Annotated in this window: 13 protein-coding genes; 9 read left to right on the top strand and 4 right to left on the bottom strand. The window is 36.4% G+C overall.

Annotated elements, in window-relative coordinates:
* Positions 1 to 13: 13 nt before the first annotated feature.
* From CN288_RS00780 to CN288_RS00760, 5 genes are all read left to right on the top strand, one after another.
* Complete coding sequence (locus tag CN288_RS00780; protein ID WP_098301699.1) at positions 14 to 1,486, top strand: oligosaccharide flippase family protein; 1,473 nt, start codon at positions 14 to 16, stop codon at positions 1,484 to 1,486.
* The gene (locus CN288_RS00775; RefSeq protein ID WP_098301698.1) at positions 1,467 to 2,687 is read left to right on the top strand and encodes an O-antigen ligase family protein; all 1,221 of its coding nucleotides are present in this window, start codon (positions 1,467 to 1,469) and stop codon (positions 2,685 to 2,687) included. Before CN288_RS00780 ends, CN288_RS00775 begins: the two co-directional genes overlap by 20 nt.
* Positions 2,665 to 3,468 (top strand): glycosyltransferase family 2 protein, encoded by an 804-nt coding sequence (locus CN288_RS00770; protein WP_098301697.1) that lies wholly within the window; start codon positions 2,665 to 2,667, stop codon positions 3,466 to 3,468. Before CN288_RS00775 ends, CN288_RS00770 begins: the two co-directional genes overlap by 23 nt.
* A gap of 3 nt (positions 3,469 to 3,471) precedes the next feature.
* Positions 3,472 to 4,521: a glycosyltransferase family 4 protein gene (locus CN288_RS00765; RefSeq protein ID WP_098301696.1), complete on the top strand. Its 1,050-nt coding sequence runs from the start codon at positions 3,472 to 3,474 to the stop codon at positions 4,519 to 4,521.
* A 98-nt stretch (positions 4,522 to 4,619) separates the two neighbouring features.
* Positions 4,620 to 6,161 (top strand): hypothetical protein, encoded by a 1,542-nt coding sequence (locus tag CN288_RS00760; protein WP_098301695.1) that lies wholly within the window; start codon positions 4,620 to 4,622, stop codon positions 6,159 to 6,161.
* A 230-nt stretch (positions 6,162 to 6,391) separates the two neighbouring features.
* Here the strand turns inward: CN288_RS00760 and CN288_RS00755 are convergent, their stop codons facing one another.
* Positions 6,392 to 7,333 (bottom strand): hypothetical protein, encoded by a 942-nt coding sequence (locus CN288_RS00755; protein ID WP_098301694.1) that lies wholly within the window; start codon positions 7,331 to 7,333, stop codon positions 6,392 to 6,394.
* Positions 7,334 to 7,974: 641 nt separating this feature from the next.
* Here CN288_RS00755 and CN288_RS00750 point away from each other — a divergent pair.
* On the top strand, positions 7,975 to 8,787 hold the full coding sequence (locus CN288_RS00750) for a hypothetical protein (protein WP_255259940.1): 813 nt from the start codon (positions 7,975 to 7,977) through the stop codon (positions 8,785 to 8,787).
* Positions 8,788 to 8,967: 180 nt separating this feature from the next.
* Here CN288_RS00750 and CN288_RS00745 read toward each other — a convergent pair whose 3' ends face one another.
* Positions 8,968 to 10,470: a multicopper oxidase family protein gene (locus CN288_RS00745; RefSeq protein WP_098301692.1), complete on the bottom strand. Its 1,503-nt coding sequence runs from the start codon at positions 10,468 to 10,470 to the stop codon at positions 8,968 to 8,970.
* A gap of 150 nt (positions 10,471 to 10,620) precedes the next feature.
* Here CN288_RS00745 and CN288_RS29350 point away from each other — a divergent pair, with 150 nt between their 5' ends.
* Positions 10,621 to 10,743, top strand: coding sequence for a hypothetical protein (locus tag CN288_RS29350; RefSeq protein WP_255259939.1), 123 nt, complete (start codon positions 10,621 to 10,623; stop codon positions 10,741 to 10,743).
* Between the two features lie 241 nt (positions 10,744 to 10,984).
* On the opposite strand, the gene dnaB is transcribed toward CN288_RS29350, so the two are convergent.
* Positions 10,985 to 12,274, bottom strand: coding sequence for a replicative DNA helicase (gene dnaB, locus CN288_RS00735; RefSeq protein WP_141527913.1), 1,290 nt, complete (start codon positions 12,272 to 12,274; stop codon positions 10,985 to 10,987).
* On the bottom strand, positions 12,271 to 13,131 hold the full coding sequence (locus tag CN288_RS00730; RefSeq protein ID WP_098301689.1) for a DnaD domain-containing protein: 861 nt from the start codon (positions 13,129 to 13,131) through the stop codon (positions 12,271 to 12,273). The genes dnaB and CN288_RS00730 overlap by 4 nt, the downstream gene beginning before the upstream one ends.
* Before the next feature lie 494 nt (positions 13,132 to 13,625).
* Between CN288_RS00730 and CN288_RS00725 the strand changes: the two genes are divergently transcribed.
* Complete coding sequence (locus CN288_RS00725; protein ID WP_098301688.1) at positions 13,626 to 15,872, top strand: ABC transporter ATP-binding protein; 2,247 nt, start codon at positions 13,626 to 13,628, stop codon at positions 15,870 to 15,872.
* Positions 15,869 to 17,746: an ABC transporter ATP-binding protein gene (locus tag CN288_RS00720; protein ID WP_098301687.1), complete on the top strand. Its 1,878-nt coding sequence runs from the start codon at positions 15,869 to 15,871 to the stop codon at positions 17,744 to 17,746. The genes CN288_RS00725 and CN288_RS00720 overlap by 4 nt, the downstream gene beginning before the upstream one ends.
* Positions 17,747 to 17,784: the final 38 nt, after the last annotated feature.

Genomic DNA, 17,784 nt, shown 5'->3' with positions numbered 1-17,784 from the left:
GGGAGAGAAATAAGTGAATAAGAAAACAAACTCAATTATTAAAAATATATTCCACTTACTTTACAGCACGATTTTAGCTAATGTTTTAAATGCAGGTACACTCATACTATTAGCAAATTACTTTAACTCAAAGAACTATGGAATATTTAGTGTAGCACTAGCTCTTTCCATGGTCATGCATTTTTTTACAGATTTAGGAGTCAGTAATACGTTCCTTCGAGAAGGAGCAAAAAAAGAAAACCCAAGCGCTACATTCTTTTCTTATATAAAAGTTCGCGTCATATGTTTACTTTTCACATTTATTATTTTTTCTTTCGGTATCCATGTCTTCTATCATGAACAACAAATTCTTTATATGATGTATAGTTTAATGATTCCTTTAATCATCGGCCTAGTGCTGCAAAGTATAGGCATAACCTACTTTCAATTATCTGAAAGAATGCAATTTATTGCATCCATAAGAATCTTCTCGGCCATTGTATTAGTCACATTAACCATTTTGTGTATAACCTTACAAGTGGATATACATGTAACAGCTTTTTTATATGGTTTTTCTTATTTAGCTGGAGGCCTTTACTCCCTGCATTTACTCAGAAAAAACGTGGAATTCAAATGGCAAGTCCCTTTTCAAAAAGAATTATTGATGAATATTAGCCCGTTCTTAATTAGTGGGTTATTTATTATATTAACCCCTCAACTAGGTCCATTAGTATTAGAAAAAACACTTCCTTTAGGGCTTGTGGGTCTCTTTGCAGTAGCTTACCGAATCCCCTCAGCTCTCTATCAAATACCAGGGGTTATTGCAGGTGCATTCTTCCCACTGTTATTTAAACATTATAGTCATGGGGAAATAAAGAAACATACAGAATTAAATATCCTGCAAATGAAATTTATGTCCTTAATTGGAATGTGTATGACAATAGCTTTATTCTATTTATCCCCCTATCTGATAACGATTTTATTTGGAGATAAATGGGAATCTGCAGTTGAACCTTTAAAAATATTATCCTTTATTATTGTCTTACAAGGATTTAACATCGCCATTGCTGACGGGCTCACAACAAGAGGACTGCAAAATCGCCGTACGATTGTTCAGTTTATAACCATCTCTATTGGCTTACTGTCTTTTTATTATCTCAGTGTTACTTATGCAATAGCGGGGGCAGCTTTTTCTGCTTTAGCGATGGAAATCGTATCATTTATTGGTTATGTATTAGCCAATCCAATTAGAAGAACCGTATTAACCAAAGTCGTTATTCCATACGGATCCTACTTTTCAATAAGCTTTATCCTATTACACTACTTATTATATAAGTTTCCTTTTATCGCCATGTTTTCTACCATGATCTTAATGTCTACGATGGTTTTACTATTTGATCAAGCTACTCGGGACTTGATTAAAGGCTTTATAAGAAAGAAAAAACAACAGAATATCAACCATTTAAAAGACGGGAGACAACGAGGGAATGGAAAGATTACAAATTAAAAGAAATACTTCTACTTTAGAAGTCTTTCTTTTGTTATTTTTTATTACACTTAGTAAATATAATGTATCCATCGGTTTTTCATTAAAAATTTACATGATTTTTCTAGCCGTTTTTTTCTGTATTTATTTTCGAGACTTTTACTTTCGTCCCCTTTATCATTATGAAATTTTATTGCTTTTATTTTATTTTATCTATTGTCTAAGCGGTGCTTTTTCACAGTATCCAGAAGCAAGTATTCGCGTCATTCTAGGAGTAATCCTTGTCCTTATCTGCTATTTCATCATGAGGTATATGCTGGAGCAAGCTTCCATTCATTCTATTGAAACTTCCATTGCAAATGTCGGGATGCTATTTAACGTGATTAGTTTATTACTATACATAATTGGACTACAAATAACCGGTGGATCCCCAACAGGCGTTGAGATTACTTCTTACGGATTATTATTAGATAGAGATTATCCAAGGCTAATTGGACTACTTGATGACCCAAACATCTTCATTTTTTATAATACATTGTTTTTTTCGTATTATTTAACACACTTAAAAGGATTTAAAAACTCCTTTGGATTTATCTTATGTATAATTACTAACCTCCTTACTTTTTCTCGAGGCGGTATTGTTGCCCTAATACTCGTTATCATTTTGTATATAATATTAGCGGATTTTCAAAAAAAGGTGAAAATGATACTTGTTGCCCTGTTATGCCTAGTTGTAATGTACGCCGCAAGCTCTTTTATTCAAATCGATTTGAATCAGATTATTTCCAGTCGTATCAATGACTTTTCTTCTGATAAAGGAAGTGGTCGATTTGAATTATGGAAACAGGCCATTACCTATTTTATGTCTCATCCCCTTTTGGGAATCGGTACCTTTAATTTTTCGGATTATTACGCATTTGAACATAATGAAAAACTATATGTTCATAATACATATCTAGAAATCTTAGTAGAGGCTGGAATTATTGGTTTTCTGTTTTACTTTTCTTTTTTATTACTGTTCATTATCAAGCTCTTTAAGACTAAATTACATATTGAAAAACCTTTTATTATTCTTACACTTTTTGCTTTTTTATTGCAGATGGTATCCCTTTCTCTCATGATTAATGAAGCGCTTTTCTCCTTTTTAGCAATTGCTTTAAAATATATTTCTGTATATGAAAGAAAAGAGGCTGGTTTTTATGATATACACGAAAAAAGATAGTGAATCATTGGTTTCTGTGATAACCCCCTCGTATAACAGCTCCCCTTTTATAAAAGAAACCATTGAATCCGTTCAGGCCCAATCATATGCTAACTGGGAAATGATTATCGTTGATGATAAGTCGAAAGATGACTCCGTTCACGTCATCAAACAATATATAGAAAAAGACCCGCGAATTAAACTGATTACTTTAACTAAAAATGTTGGTGCTGCTAGAGCTAGAAATATAGCATTAAAAGAAGCTCAAGGAGATTATATTGCCTTTTTAGACAGCGATGACCTCTGGTTACCTACCAAACTAGAAGAACAAGTCGCTTTTATGCAAAAAGATAATCTTGCTTTTTCTTTTACCTCTTATTCTTTAATTGACGAACAAGGAAATGCAATGAATATTCAAGTTCATGCACCGAAAGTTGTAGATTATAAATATCTGCTGGGAAATACGACGATTGGCTGTTTAACCGTGATGTTAGATAGGCATCAATTTAAACAAATTGAAATGCCTGTTATCCAGCCTGAAGATACTGCCCTATGGTTAGTATTATTACGGCTAGGATATCAAGCATATGGCTTACAAAAGAGTTTATCTAAATATCGTATTGTAAGTAACTCTACTTCAAGGAATAAATTAAAAGCTGCCTACCGATATTGGAAACTCTTACGAAACCAAGAAAAGTTAAACTTTGTCAAAACCAACTTTTATTTTAGTCAATATGCTTATCATGCATACAAAAAAAACAGAGGAGACCGACCTCCTTCTATGACCAGTGGAGGGAAATAAAAAATGAACAATATTCTACTATTAACCGATAAACTCATAACGGGCGGCGCTGAGATGTATTTTTGCAAACTAGAAAACCATCTCAAAGGTGAAAACATGACGTTTTATTCAGCAGCTGCCACAGGTGAGTTGTATCATCAAATTCATAATAAGCATCATTTTATTCCTTTAAGTTTAAAAAATCATCCTGCTAACCTCTATACATTAAGTAAACAAGTAATGAAATTGAACATTGATGTTATCCATGCAAATAGTTTCAGAATGTTACTGTATTCTATCGCAATTAAAAAAATCACGAAAAAAAGAATGAAGCTCATTTATACAAAACATAATGTTACAATACTTGAAAAAAAGTTTCCCGCGCTATTAAAAAAAGTGTTAAATCAACATGTTCATCAAATTATCGCAGTGAGTAACTTCGAGAAAGACAGCTTACTGCAATTGGGTATAAGAAAGGACCTTATTCGAACAATTTACAATGGTGTTGATGTAAAGCATTTTTCATTTCAACAAATACAACCTAAAGAAACCCTCAATATCGGGATTTTAGCCCGGTTATCAAAAGAGAAAAACCATGAACTTTTTTTAAAAATTGCAAATGAGTTAAAATATGTACGTAACGTAATGTTTTATATTGCTGGGGATGGACCTGAACGGGACTTTATTGAAAAAATGATTCATGATTTCAAGTTAAATCATAAAGTGAAGCTTTTAGGTAATACATCTAATCCATATGAATTTATTTGCAGTATGGACTTACTGCTTCTAACGTCTCTAAGAGAAGTGTTTCCAATGGTAGTCATTGAAGCAATGGCTTCTGGAACACCTATTATTTCTGTAGATGTTGGTGGTATCAAAGAAGCTATCATAGATGATGAAACTGGAATTCTCGTTTCTCATCATTCTGAAAAAGAATTCGCAAAGAAAATCCAGTTACTTCATGACAATCAAAACCTAAGAAAATGTTTAGGAAAAGCGGCAAGAGAAAAAGTAGAAGAAGCCTTTTCCCTCTCAAATATGATTCATTCTACACTTGAAACCTATCAATATTAAAAAACAAACGATAATCTCGTTTGTTTTTTCTTTTATATATATGCATTTTTTCAAACATGCATATTATATAATATCTCACATATAAGGAGTGTTATAAGTTGACAGAGCCTCTTAATTTTACTGAAGACTGCCAAAATCAAAATGTTGTTAATATTGATTGTTTTGGTGCCAGTCCAGATTTACTCGATAATTCCCAAGCTATTCAAGAAGCCATTAACTATTGCGTGGCCAACAATTATTCTAAAGTTGTTATTACCGGGAAGAAACAGTATACGATCTCCTCCCCTATTGTTATGAAGTCCAATGTACATCTTGAAATGGACCCGACTATAACATTAATCGTTAAAGGGAATTTCCAAGTGTTTGAGCTTCAAAAAAACACTTCAATCTCTGGTGGTTCGATTGAAATCGTGGATAATAGCTTTAACTCATCCGTTCTTTTTCTTTCTGGTGCCAATCAAATAGAAATTCATAATCATACTTCTATATCAAATATTAATATTATAAATCGTACAACAACTTATCAAGGTATTGCAATTCATTTATCCTGTAAAAAGGCATGGGATTTCATAAGCTTCTTTAAAGCATACTCCATCCAAATCACAAACTTTAATACGGCTATCTATTTAAAAACAGAAAAGCTTGAGGATATAAACAATCCTTGTTGGATTAATGCAAACTCCTTCCATTCTATTTTTATAGATGGTTGTCAGTATGGTATCGAGATTATAGGAAATGGTGAATTACCTTACGAAATTTCAGGAAACACCTTTACGGGAATCCAAGTTCAATGCCGGAAACAAACAAAAAAAGTAATCCGCTGTTCAGGTGCCTATAATATATTTGAAGGAATCATATGGGACGTCTTTCGTATGGATGCCGCTCCCCTCGTTATCGAATTCTCTTCCACTTCTCATCATAACTACCTATTCTCAAATCAAGTTTCCACATCGATTATCGATCGTGGCCTATACAATCGGTATACCACGCCACATGAAGAATCGCTTCCTGTATACCCTCCTCTAGCATTAGGAAAAGCCCAGCTAGTTGGGAATCAAGATGATATATTAGTAAATGCAAATGTCCGTTACGCAGTGCGCCAACTTTCTGGAAAAGCCCCCTACGGAGGACATATTAATAATTGTTTTAACTTGCTTGATGAGCAAAGTGTAAATTACGTGGATGTTCCGAGTACGCAGCCAATTGTAATCGAGTTAGATTTTTCTAAGCAGCCTATTAACATGCTGAATTGTATTGGTATCTATTTTGGATGGAATGAAAGCCCAAGTCGCATTTTAATTGAATATCAACAGAGCCTAAATGGCCCATGGCAGGTTGCTAAAGATCTTCCGTTTAATGCCGGAAATACTGTGCTTTCAGAAGTAAGGTCAACTATATTGTATAAAGTTAAGTTCACACTAAGCGGATATACACAAGATCACAAACGCTTTCGGATAAATCGAATATTCGCAAGGTCATCTCTGCAACATGGCTCCTCATGGTTACCAACTACTGGTGGTACTTTATATGGAGATTTAGAATTTCAAAAAGGAAATGCTGTGACGTTAACTTCCCCAAATGGAACAAAATGGAGATTGAGTATAAATGATCAAGGGCAAATTAGCACATCTAAACTATGAAAATCATACAAATTAAGATCCATTTACTTCCATTAGTAGATGTCATATGCTCCCCTTTGATATCTTCAAATGTTAACTAAACAAAAAAACAAAATACTCCAACAATTCAAACTGCATCATCATGCCCCTAGAAGATCAATTTCAACTTATACGTAATAATTGTCCCCTTCTCTACATGAATCTAGGGGCTTCTCCTAAGAAAGCCACGTCCGATTGAGAGAACCTTACAGTTACTGTTTCACTTTATTTGCTTGTCCACTATCGGAGATTCTGCTCATAGGCACAGAAGAAATATCAATAGTCGTATCCACACTCTTATCAGTAAGCTCAACAATCGTGTTTCCATGATTGATTTGGTTCAAATCCCACAACATCCCATGAAACTCATTATGTTGTCCGCTCACCTTCAAGACACTTTTTGTTTTACTTGAAGGTTGTATCTGTAAATTGGTAAATTGATTCCCACTAGCCTCATTCGGTATCGTTGAATGACTATCCATGTAAATCATGTTTACACAATCCTCTAAAGAAAAATTCAGAAACCGATTAGCATTGATCCACGCATATCCAGAATTCGGTTTATCCACTTTTAACTTTACTCCATTCTTCATTCCTACTACCTTAACGTTTTCGAAGTTAACAAAAGAAATCTCATGCTCTTTTCCACCAGCGTATAACGATATCCCTGTACCCTTGTTCGTTTCAGACCAATTGATAATATTTATATCCTTTATATGTGTTTTGTTCCAAGTGTTATAATATTTATGTTTACCATCTAAATAGATCACTTCCGAATTAAAATTCGCATCATCAATGGCAATATAGGCCCCTTCCATTGAAGCATTCCTCTCAAGTTCAATTACCCTGAAGTTACCATTCACAATAAACTGTGTTCCATACCCGAATAATAACTTAACACCTTGCTTCACAACGATAGGTGAAGTAATCTTATACTTTTTGTCATCAAGCAAAACCGTCTTTATTTTACTATCCTTTGCTTTATTAATAGCTGATTGAATTTTATCAGAATCACTTGTTCCTTTAAAATCCTCAACATATATTTTCTCTTTTCGATCTGAATTAGAATGATTCTGATAGTAAATAACAAAAACAATTAGCACTATACCTAAGAAGATTAAACCAATTATTTTTTTCATCGTACTCATCCCCATATTTAGTTTCCTTTCTTTGGTTCGTTATATATGAATACTCTACTGTTATCGTCAATAGCCTCAAGTATTAACACAGTCATGAAACGAGATTAAAAGACCGCCATACATTCTCTATGAACTGATATGATCTCACCTAAGCAGGAAGTATAAAAACCCACCTTTTTATACAGTAATATTTAAACCTTATTTACAAGGGATTTTTAACTAAAAAGATAATAATTGGGTTTTATACCATTATTTATAACCCTTACCTCTTTTATTTTCTTGCAGATGAATCTTTTTTGCAAGCAAAAGGTGTATAGGCTTACCATTTTCTTTTCCTTAAAGATTTACGTCCAAAGTATCAGAAGAAAACACATATCTCAACCGATCACTTTCTCTTGTAAATGCAATAATCTGAGCATGGCGGACCAACTCGTTCACCATATATGCTTCCATTCACGAGAGGTTTCACCCATTTCTTGAAACCTGTTTCCTCTATACTTTGAATTACCTGTAGTAATATGCAAACAATCAATACGAATAACTAAAAATTGAAGAATGTAACATGCTTTCAAAAACAGCAAATTGTTATGGTAAGATTTCCAATGTATAATTATGGTATTGTTTGTTTTTACGAAAATAATACGGGGGAATTTTTAATGAAAAAAATCATACTAGGGACACTTACAACGTTCTTGTTATTAGCTGGATGTAATAATTCTACTGAAAGTAAACCAGCTGATTCAAAAAAGACCGCGGCAGAAGAAGAAACAAAATCTACAAAAAATGAGGATAAACAGGATACGAATCCGAAAAAAGATGAAGAAGTTTTATCACCTACCAATCAGAGTACAAAAGATTTCATCACACCATTATTAGTAAAATCAGAAACACCTGCTGATATTATGACAATACAAGTACAAGAAGATATGAAGCAAAAACTTGAGGAAATTAATAAAAAAATGAAAGCGAGTCTTCAAAAAAACTATACATGGTACATGGAGTATATAAAAGCAGCACAGCCTGGAGAAAGATTAGCATATCATGAAAATATGGGAATTACACAGGAAGAATATGAATTGTTCCTATCATCAGATCAATATATGAAACTTGTTAAAGGACAAGAAGGAAAAATTCACTTCAAAAAGATCAATAACAATGTATACGAGATTCAAGCTAGCTCTCCAATCAAATTATTAAACAAACTTCAAATTGATTTTGCTAGCAATACATTAAAAACAGAGTTTGGTACACTAAATTACGATGGTAAAGTCGAAGCTTCCGATGCTCAAAAAATAACTGGCAGATGGAATGGTGAGCAGTGGAAACTAAGCACAGGTAGCTTCACCGCAACGTATGCAATTGGTCAACTTGAAGACTCCAAAAAAACAATTATTTATATAACAGCAAAAGGCCTTTTAGATGGAAAAACAATCAATCAAGATCAAGTGATTGAATTTAAGGCACAATAATTCATAAGATAAAAAATGTTTTAGACTATAGAAAAGAGTATTAAACTGGTAAAAAACAGTCGTAGATGTGCAAAAATAATAAGTATCCCAAAACCCCGAAAAGTCCCTTTCAGAAATGAAGGGACTTTTCATTCATATCATCAGCATTATTGGAAGTTCGTTTTCAATTCATTTTAACTATCATTTTAATTTGTGCCTATTGGGATTGGAAGGTATGATTTTTAATGGTCTCATCATGTCATGGTCTTCATGCTCTAAACGATGACAATGCCATACATAGTCTCCAGAATACGGTTCAAACTTCATTATAATTCGAACGATTTGTTCACCCCCTACTAGAACGGTGTCTTTTAAACCGAAATCGGCCGGGAGAGGATCTAACAATTGCCCATTCAGATCGTGGCGATCAAGGACACGAAAATTAACAAGATGTATATGGATAGGATGAATTCCAACGGTTAAATTCACTAACTCCCATATTTCAATAGAATCAAGTAATGGTGTTTCTGTTACTGGATCGTCCCATTCTTTATCATCTAATAAAAGCATAGGACGCCCAAATTCATCTTCTGAGTCACTTAGTGTTAACCGTCTTACTTTTCTTACCTCAACTTCCTTTAATGGGATAAATTCAATGTTGCTTAAGAGACATGGAATTTTGCTTTTATCAGGGCAAGACAACGGCTTAGTTACTTGGAACTCCATTACCTCGCCAGTTGGATTTTCTAAATCACTTCCATTTTGTAATATTACTTTCTTCCCCTCTAAACCTGAGAAGTCAACAATGATGTCCATACGTTCAGCAGGTGAAACATCCAAACTTTGTACTCTAATTGGCCGTTTAAGAAGACCACCATCAGTTCCGATTAAAAAGAATGAACTAAGGTCACTAAATTGGAACTGATATGTTCGAGTATTAGAAGCGTTTAATAAACGAAATCTGTATTTGCGGGGCTCTACTTTTAAAAATGGCCATACTTTCCCGTTAACTGTAATTGTATTTCCTAAAAACAGAGGAACAATAGAAGGACATGGTAAATTAGGGGATGGATTATCTGGTTGAGCAGGATAAAAGAGGGACCCGTCTGGATTAAAGGATCTATCTTGAACGATAAGCGGTATCTCGTATTTCCCCTTCGGAAGCGGAAGTGATCTTTCTTCCTTATCGCGAATCAAGTAAAGACCTGCAAGACCTGCATACACATTCAGACGAGTAATCCCAATTGCATGGTCATGATACCAAAGGGCAGTTGCTCGTTCTCGATTCGTATAATAATAAATCTCTTTCACGAATTTCGGGCCTGTTTGTTGAAAGTTTCTCGTAAACCATGCTTCAGGATGACCATCACTATCTGGTTCACTTGGGCTTCCATGTAGATGAACAACAGTGCGTACTTCTGGATTATCATGGGCTCCGTGAACGGTTTTATCAACTGGTAAAAAGTGTTTTTTAGGTAAATCGTTTGTCCATCTCACATATATAGGATGATTTTTTTCAACATCAAATGTTGGACCAGGTACTAACCCGTTATAACCCCATACCTTCGTTTTAGGTAAATCTCTATGAAACTTGTGTAGTGTTTCAATCATGCGTACATCATAAAGCGGCTTTCCTTTATATGTTCCTTTTGGTTTGATTATGGAAGGAATCGGAAGGGAATCTACAAATTTTTTTAGTCCCAAACATTTTTCTCTCCTTTCATTTAATAGAGTATAGTATATTTTATTAAACAAATATTTTTTTGTTTGTATACTTGTCTAACAAAACTTTTGATAAGTGGGGGAGTATTCATATTCATCAAGGATTTGATTTTCTTCTCTTTTAAAAGCTTTATGCAAGAATATATACATTCTTCTTTTGTTGCGTATGTTATTGATGCAATTTCAGTTGCATTACCAACAATCAGTTTTCCAAGTATTTTATACATCTTTAGCAGTGCAGGTACAAAAGAATGATTAGACGCAAGCAACTACACATCTCTTGTAACACTGGTATGAGCAGTCATCGCCACTATTTAATCTGAAAGAAAAAAGACACTCGGCGAAGTGCCTTTTTTTATACTCCTAATGTAGACCTCAATTCGATTCTATTCCCTACTGCTTGAAGAAATTTTCGATTAGCAGATCCTTAGTCTTATCCAGACTGTCTGAAAAAAGAATCAATATCATTTTAGGCGGGGGACTTACTAGTCTTTTTTTAACCTTCCCTCTCCACAAACCTCCCAAATTCCTTCAGAAACCGCAGATTCAGCATCCCAACAGGTCCATTCCGATGCTTCGCTATCTGAATTTCTGTTATATCTTTATGCTCCGTCTCCTTATCATAATAATCCTCCCGATACATCAGCATAATCACATCCGCATCCTGCTCAATCTGCCCTGTCTCTCTTAAATCAGAAAGTAGCGGGCGCTTATCATGACGCGACTCCACCCCGCGAGACAATTGTGAAAGCGCTACGACGCACACATTTAAATCACGCGCTAGCAGCTTCAGCTTACGAGAAATTTCACTCATTTCCTGAAACCTATTTCCCCGATATTTCGAATCGCCTGTAATAAGCTGCAAGTAATCAACAATAACAAGCAATTTCTTATCCCCATGCTTTCGTTTCAGCTTCCTCACTTGCACCCAAATCTCCTGCGTTGTGACTCCTGCTTTATCATAAATCTCTAGCGGCAGATCCCCAATTTCCGCAAATGCGCGGCTCGTTTTTCCCCAGTCCTCTATCGTAAAACGATGCTTCGGGTTTTTCAGCCGTCTTCCAGATACCTCACCTAAACAAGAAACCATTCGTTTCAAAAGTTGCTTATCGCTCATCTCCAGGGAAAACAACCCAACTGCCGCATCCGATTTTGCTGCATGAAGCGCAATATTTAAAGCGAACGCCGTCTTTCCCATCGAAGGCCGCGCCCCAATCACAACAAAATCCCCTTCCTGCAAGCCACACGTCATCTTATTTAAAGCTGGAAAACCAGTCTCAATGCCAGTAAGTTCTTCTGTATCTTGATGAAGCTCTTCATAAAGATCGACTAACGTATCCTTCAAATCAAAATCGAGTGTGCAATCCACCTCTTCCAGTTCACAAAGCCTCGTAATCGTCTCTCCAATTACTTTCTCATCCTTCTCCGCAAGAAGCCGTTCGCACATGCTGTGTGCCACGCTTCCCGCCTGGTTCATTTTCCAAGCATTCCGAACAAGCCCCTCATAATAAGAGAAGTTGGTAGTAGTAGGCACACCCTCAATCATATTAACTAAGTATTCCATCCCCCCAATTTGCGCCAAAAAAGCAGCATCCATTCTTGAAACAAGCGTAACAAGATCAAGCGGCTGCATATCTTCCTCTACTTCCCGAATCAACTTGAATATAGCTCGGTGCACAGCCGTAGAAAAGTGCTGCTCAGTCAAGTGGCACTCCTTAATCAGTTCTCCTTCAAGAAGTAAAGACCCTAATACCGTCTGTTCCGCCTCAACATTTTGAATGCTCATGGACGCCATCCCTCTTCCTTGAGAAACTTCTGCAACTCTTCTTCAGACGGCACATTTTTCTCCCACTCCTCGCACTCCTCAAGGAACTTCTCAGTTTCATACACGGCAGTCGGCTCCTTCTTCCGAAACTTCACTGCCGCCTCTTCTACTTCACTAACCTTCGTATATCCCTTTCCGTGCCAATCTCGCAAAATCCCCTTCACATAAGCAATCGTCCGCTTATTATTTTCATAAGAAATCTGAAGTGCTTTTAATACAAGCTCCTCCGACAAATCAGCCATCCATTCACTTAATTCCTCCGCTGCATAAGACGACAAACTACCGAAGTGTTGTTCATAAAACGTAAATACACTGCTGCCTGGTTCCGCTTCTGCTACTTCCACATCTGCTTCACAGCTTGCAAAGGTTTCTTTAGGGATAATCTCAGACAATTCACTCGGCATACCGAAATGCTCTAGCAATAACGGAATATGTAACTCTTCCTCCAAGCATCTTTGAAGAAACATACGGACAAACTCTTTGCTTTTCACAGTCTTCAACTCACGTAACACGCACTTCTCCACGTTTGTATTCGTAATCGGATTATAGCGTAACCAATTCAGAATATATAACTCCTTCGTTTCCGCATCGTACAATATCTTTCCATAATCAACAAAGCGCTGCAGTAACTTCTCAACGGTCTCCCTGTTATAACCTGTTTCCATCTCCGCCAAGCGCTTCGGCAGCGAATACATCCCGCACTGCGTCGTCTTTGAACATGTCAGCAAATATATGTAAAAGTACCTCTCCTCCGGCGTTAAATCGAGCACAAAATCATCCTGCCAAAAATTCACCTGTACATTACGGTATACTGCCATGTGTATTCCTCCTATCCTTTAATGAAACATATGTAATTTTGAGTTCCATCATGTATATAGGGATGAGAGAGGAATTTTGGCGGGTTTATTTTATATTTTTTTTAAAATGACTACGACTACATTTCTTCGAAGTAATGCTTGTAGTAGTTTTTTTATTTTGTTTTTGTAATGCTTTATTATTTGTAAGGGGCTTAGTAGAGGTTTATAATGGGCTGTTGAGGGGCTATACATCCGTATGAAAACAGCACCACCATTTTATAATATTTGGTCAACAGTTATGTTTTTTCATTTACATTTAAACCAAGATTCAAAAAACATATAAGAATATCACTCTTAGAATGAACACTTACATATAGTTATAGAATGATACTTAATCTGTGGTCGAAAGTATGTAAAAAGGGGCTAGTATGCATTACGGAGAATACAAAGAATAAAGTACAGAGACGAAGTAAAAACTAAAAAAATTAGACAAGGAAAATGGAGAGATGAATTAAATGTTAAAGATAATTAAACATTTAAAACCTTTTACTGCCTCAATCATTGCAGTTATATGTCTATTATCCATACAAGCCGTATGTGACCTATCACTGCCAGATTACATGTCTAAAATTGTGAATGTAGGTATTCAGCAAAAAGGTGTAGAAAACGCAGTACCTGAGGTTATTCGTAAGAGTGAGATGGATAAACTTAAGCTCTTTATGAATGAAAATGAGAAGAAAAAAGTAGATAACAACTATGCGCTTTTAGATAAGAACAATCTTTCTCAAAGTGAGCTAAAAAATGATTTGAAAGATTATCCGCAGCTGGATAAAGAACCCCTTTATAAGCTACATACAGAGGATAACAATACAATTAACGAACTGAACGATATCTTTGGGAAACCAATGTTAATTACACAAGGAATTGAAAAAGGCGGCCCATCTGCTTTTACTCCTGCTGCGCCAGGTGATAACAATACACCGGCGAAACTTCCGCCAAATACAGATCCTTTCGCAGTCATTGCGAAAATGCCTCAAGATCAAATCAATACAATGAAAGAAAAGGCAGATGAAAAGTTTAAGAATATGCCAGGCAGCATGGTAACACAGTCAGCCGTTTCATTCATTGAGAATGAGTATAAAAAGATTGGCATCAATACAGATAAGCTTCAATCCAATTTCATTCTTACTTCTGGCGGGAAAATGCTGCTTCTATCCTTAGTAAGTATGGCCGCAACCGTTGTCGTGAGTTTACTTGCTGCAAAAGTAGCTGCAGGACTCGGCAGAGATCTTAGAAAGAAAGTATTTCGGAAGGTTACAAACTTCTCAAATGCGGAGTTTGATAAGTTTTCCACTGCCTCTTTAATCACAAGAAGTACAAATGATATCCAGCAAGTGCAAACCCTTATGGTTATGCTGCTTCGCATTGTATTCTATGCACCGATTTTAGGCATAGGCGGCATTATTAAAGTACTTACTACAGACCTTTCAATGGGATGGATTATCGCAGTTGCAGTTATCGCCATTTTAAGCTTAGTCATTGGTTTATTTAGCATCGCGATCCCTAAGTTTAAGAGTATCCAAAAGTTAGTAGATAAAATTAACTTAATCACTCGTGAATCTTTAACAGGTATGCTCGTGATTCGTGCTTTTAATAATCAAAAGCATGAAGAAAAGAAATTTGAAAAAGGAAATCAAGACTTAACAAGAACGAATTTATTTGTAAGCCGTTTAATGTCATTTATGATGCCAATGATGATGTTTATCATGAATGCCGTTACTGTACTGATTATTTGGGTTGGATCACACCAAGTGGATATGGGAAATATGCAAGTTGGTGATATGATGGCATTTATGCAATATACAATGCAAATCATCATGGCCTTCTTAATGATTTCAATGGTATCTATTATGGTTCCACGTGCTTCTGTATCTGCACAACGTATCGCAGAAGTTTTAGACACTGACGTTACCATTCATGATGCAGAGGAACCAAAACCTTTCTCTTCAGACAAGAAAGGTTACGTTGAATTTAAAAATGTTAGCTTTAAATATCCAGGTGCAGAAGAAGATGTGCTTTCTAATATTACCTTTACCGCAAAGCCTGGAGAAACGACAGCTTTCATCGGAAGTACAGGTAGTGGTAAATCAACATTAATCAACTTAATTCCACGCTTTTACGATGTCACAAGCGGCCAAATCTTAATAGATGGCACTGATATTAGAGAAGTATCTCAGAAAGAATTAAGAGAAAAAATCGGTTACGTACCGCAAAAAGGAGTTTTATTCTCCGGTACAATCGAAAGTAATTTGAAATACGGTAAGAAAGAAGCAACTGAAGAAGAACTAACAAAAGCGGCAGAAATCGCTCAGGCGATGGAGTTTATTAACGCGAAACCTGAAAACTTCCGTACAGAAATATCACAAGGTGGTACGAACGTTTCAGGCGGTCAAAAACAAAGACTTTCTATTGCGCGTGCTCTTACAAAAAAATCGGAAATCTTCATATTTGATGATAGTTTCTCAGCTCTTGACTTTAAGACAGATGCTGCGCTGCGCAGAGCTTTAAACAATGAGATTGCAGGAAGTACTCTTTTACTTGTTGCCCAAAGAATCAGTACCATTATGAATGCAGATAAGATCATTGTACTTGATGAAGGAGAAATAGTCGGAACAGGTACTCATGAAGAGCTTATGGAAAACTGTGAAGTTTATAAGCAAATTGCTTTATCGCAACTTTCAAGAGAGGAGTTGTCATCATGAGTGAGAAAAAAGTAGAACATAATAAACAAGGTGGTCCTGGTGGTGGCCATGGCGGCGGTCATATGGGCGGCGGCATGCGAAAGATTGAGAAGGCAAAAAATTTCAAGGGAACGATGAATAAGCTCCTTCAATACTTGAAGCCCTATAAATTATCAATCTTAATCGTTATCCTTTTCGCAATCGGTAGTGCCGCCTTCGCAATCGTCGGTCCAAAGATTTTAGGTAAAGCGACAACAAAACTTTTCGAAGGACTCGTAGACAAGGTAACAGGCGTACACGGTGCTGCCATTGACTTTACCTATATCGGAAACATTGCCCTTCTGCTCCTTGGATTATATATAGCGAGTACTGCGTTTGGCATTATCCAAGGATATATCATTTCAGGGGTCGCACAAAAGGTATCTTATAACTTCAGAAAAGAAATTGATGAAAAGATCAACCGGATGCCGCTGAATTACTTTGATAAAACAACGCACGGGGAAGTATTATCTAGAATTACGAATGACGTAGATACGGTGAGCCAGACTTTAAATCAAAGTATGTCGCAAATCATCACATCCGTTATTACCATCATCGGTGTATTCATCATGATGTTATCAATCAGCTGGCAAATGACATTAGTCGCGCTCTTAATCTTGCCAGTATCCATGATACTTATCATGGCAGTCGTAAAACGATCACAAAAACACTTCAAATCCCAGCAAGAATATTTAGGACACGTAAACGGGCAAGTAGAAGAAATTTATAGTGGTCACAATATTGTAAAAGCCTTCAACAAAGAAGAAGAAGAAGTGAAAAAATTCGAAGAGGTAAATGATACCCTTTACCACTCCGCATGGAAGTCTCAATTTTTATCTGGAATGATGATGCCGATTATGATGTTTATCGGGAATATCGGTTACGTCGCTGTCTCGATTTTAGGCGGATGGCTCGCGGCAAAGAGAACCATCGCAGTTGGAGATATTCTAGCCTTTGTACAATATGTAAGAAACTTTACGCAGCCAATCGCTCAAGTAGCGCAAATCGCGAACGTACTCCAATCCACTGCTGCCGCTGCAGAACGAGTTTTCGAATTTTTAGAAGAAGAAGAGGAAATGCCAGAATCAGAAAATCCAGTGAAGCTGCAAAAAGTAAACGGAGAAGTTACCTTCAAAGATGTTCAATTTGGATACAATCCAGATAAGATCATCATCAATAACTTCTCAGCTAACATTAAGCCTGGACAAAAAGTAGCAATCGTCGGACCAACCGGGGCTGGTAAAACAACAATCGTCAAACTATTAATGCGATTCTATGACGTAAACAGCGGTGCGATCTGTATAGACGGTCACGACATAAAAGACTTCACGCGCGAAGACCTGCGCAGCATGTTTGGTATGGTACTGCAAGACACTTGGCTATTTAACGGCTCCATCATGGAAAACATCCGTTACGGTAGACTAGACGCAACTGACGAAGAAGTAATCGAAGCAGCGAAAGCCGCGCACGTGCACAGCTTCGTAAAAACATTACCAAATAGATACAATATGGAACTAAACGAAGAAGCAAGCAACGTATCCCAAGGACAAAAGCAACTACTCACAATTGCCCGCGCCCTTCTAGCGGATCCAAAAATACTCATACTCGACGAAGCAACAAGCTCCATTGACACCCGTACAGAAGTACTGATTCAAAAGGCCATGGAAAACCTCATGGAAGGCAGAACAAGCTTTATTATCGCTCATAGATTATCAACAATACGTGATGCAGATTTAATCCTTGTTATGAAAGACGGGGATATTGTAGAACAAGGTAATCATGAAGAGTTATTGAAGGCTGATGGTTTCTATGCTTCGCTTTATAATAGTCAGTTTGAAGGTGCGGATGCTTCGTGAGATTGATGGGACACTCCTCTTTTTTAAAGTGAACCCCA

Origin of the sequence: Bacillus sp. AFS023182, assembly GCF_002560575.1 — a bacterium.
In the GTDB taxonomy this organism is placed as follows: domain Bacteria; phylum Bacillota; class Bacilli; order Bacillales; family Bacillaceae_G; genus Bacillus_A; species Bacillus_A arachidis.
This window is presented reverse-complemented; position numbering and strand designations above follow the sequence as displayed.

What these genes read in the sequence shown, in the direction of transcription:
- CN288_RS00755 (WP_098301694.1), bottom strand. Translation starts at nt 7,333, where the DNA reads ATGGGGATGAGTACGATGAAAAAAATAATTGGTTTAATCTTCTTAGGT.
- CN288_RS00725 (WP_098301688.1), top strand. Translation starts at nt 13,626, where the DNA reads ATGTTAAAGATAATTAAACATTTAAAACCTTTTACTGCCTCAATCATT.
- CN288_RS00720 (WP_098301687.1), top strand. Translation starts at nt 15,869, where the DNA reads ATGAGTGAGAAAAAAGTAGAACATAATAAACAAGGTGGTCCTGGTGGT.
- CN288_RS00765 (WP_098301696.1), top strand. Translation starts at nt 3,472, where the DNA reads ATGAACAATATTCTACTATTAACCGATAAACTCATAACGGGCGGCGCT.
- CN288_RS00770 (WP_098301697.1), top strand. Translation starts at nt 2,665, where the DNA reads ATGATATACACGAAAAAAGATAGTGAATCATTGGTTTCTGTGATAACC.
- CN288_RS00750 (WP_255259940.1), top strand. Translation starts at nt 7,975, where the DNA reads ATGAAAAAAATCATACTAGGGACACTTACAACGTTCTTGTTATTAGCT.
- CN288_RS00775 (WP_098301698.1), top strand. Translation starts at nt 1,467, where the DNA reads ATGGAAAGATTACAAATTAAAAGAAATACTTCTACTTTAGAAGTCTTT.
- dnaB (WP_141527913.1), bottom strand. Translation starts at nt 12,274, where the DNA reads ATGAGCATTCAAAATGTTGAGGCGGAACAGACGGTATTAGGGTCTTTA.
- CN288_RS00730 (WP_098301689.1), bottom strand. Translation starts at nt 13,131, where the DNA reads ATGGCAGTATACCGTAATGTACAGGTGAATTTTTGGCAGGATGATTTT.
- CN288_RS29350 (WP_255259939.1), top strand. Translation starts at nt 10,621, where the DNA reads ATGCAAGAATATATACATTCTTCTTTTGTTGCGTATGTTATTGATGCA.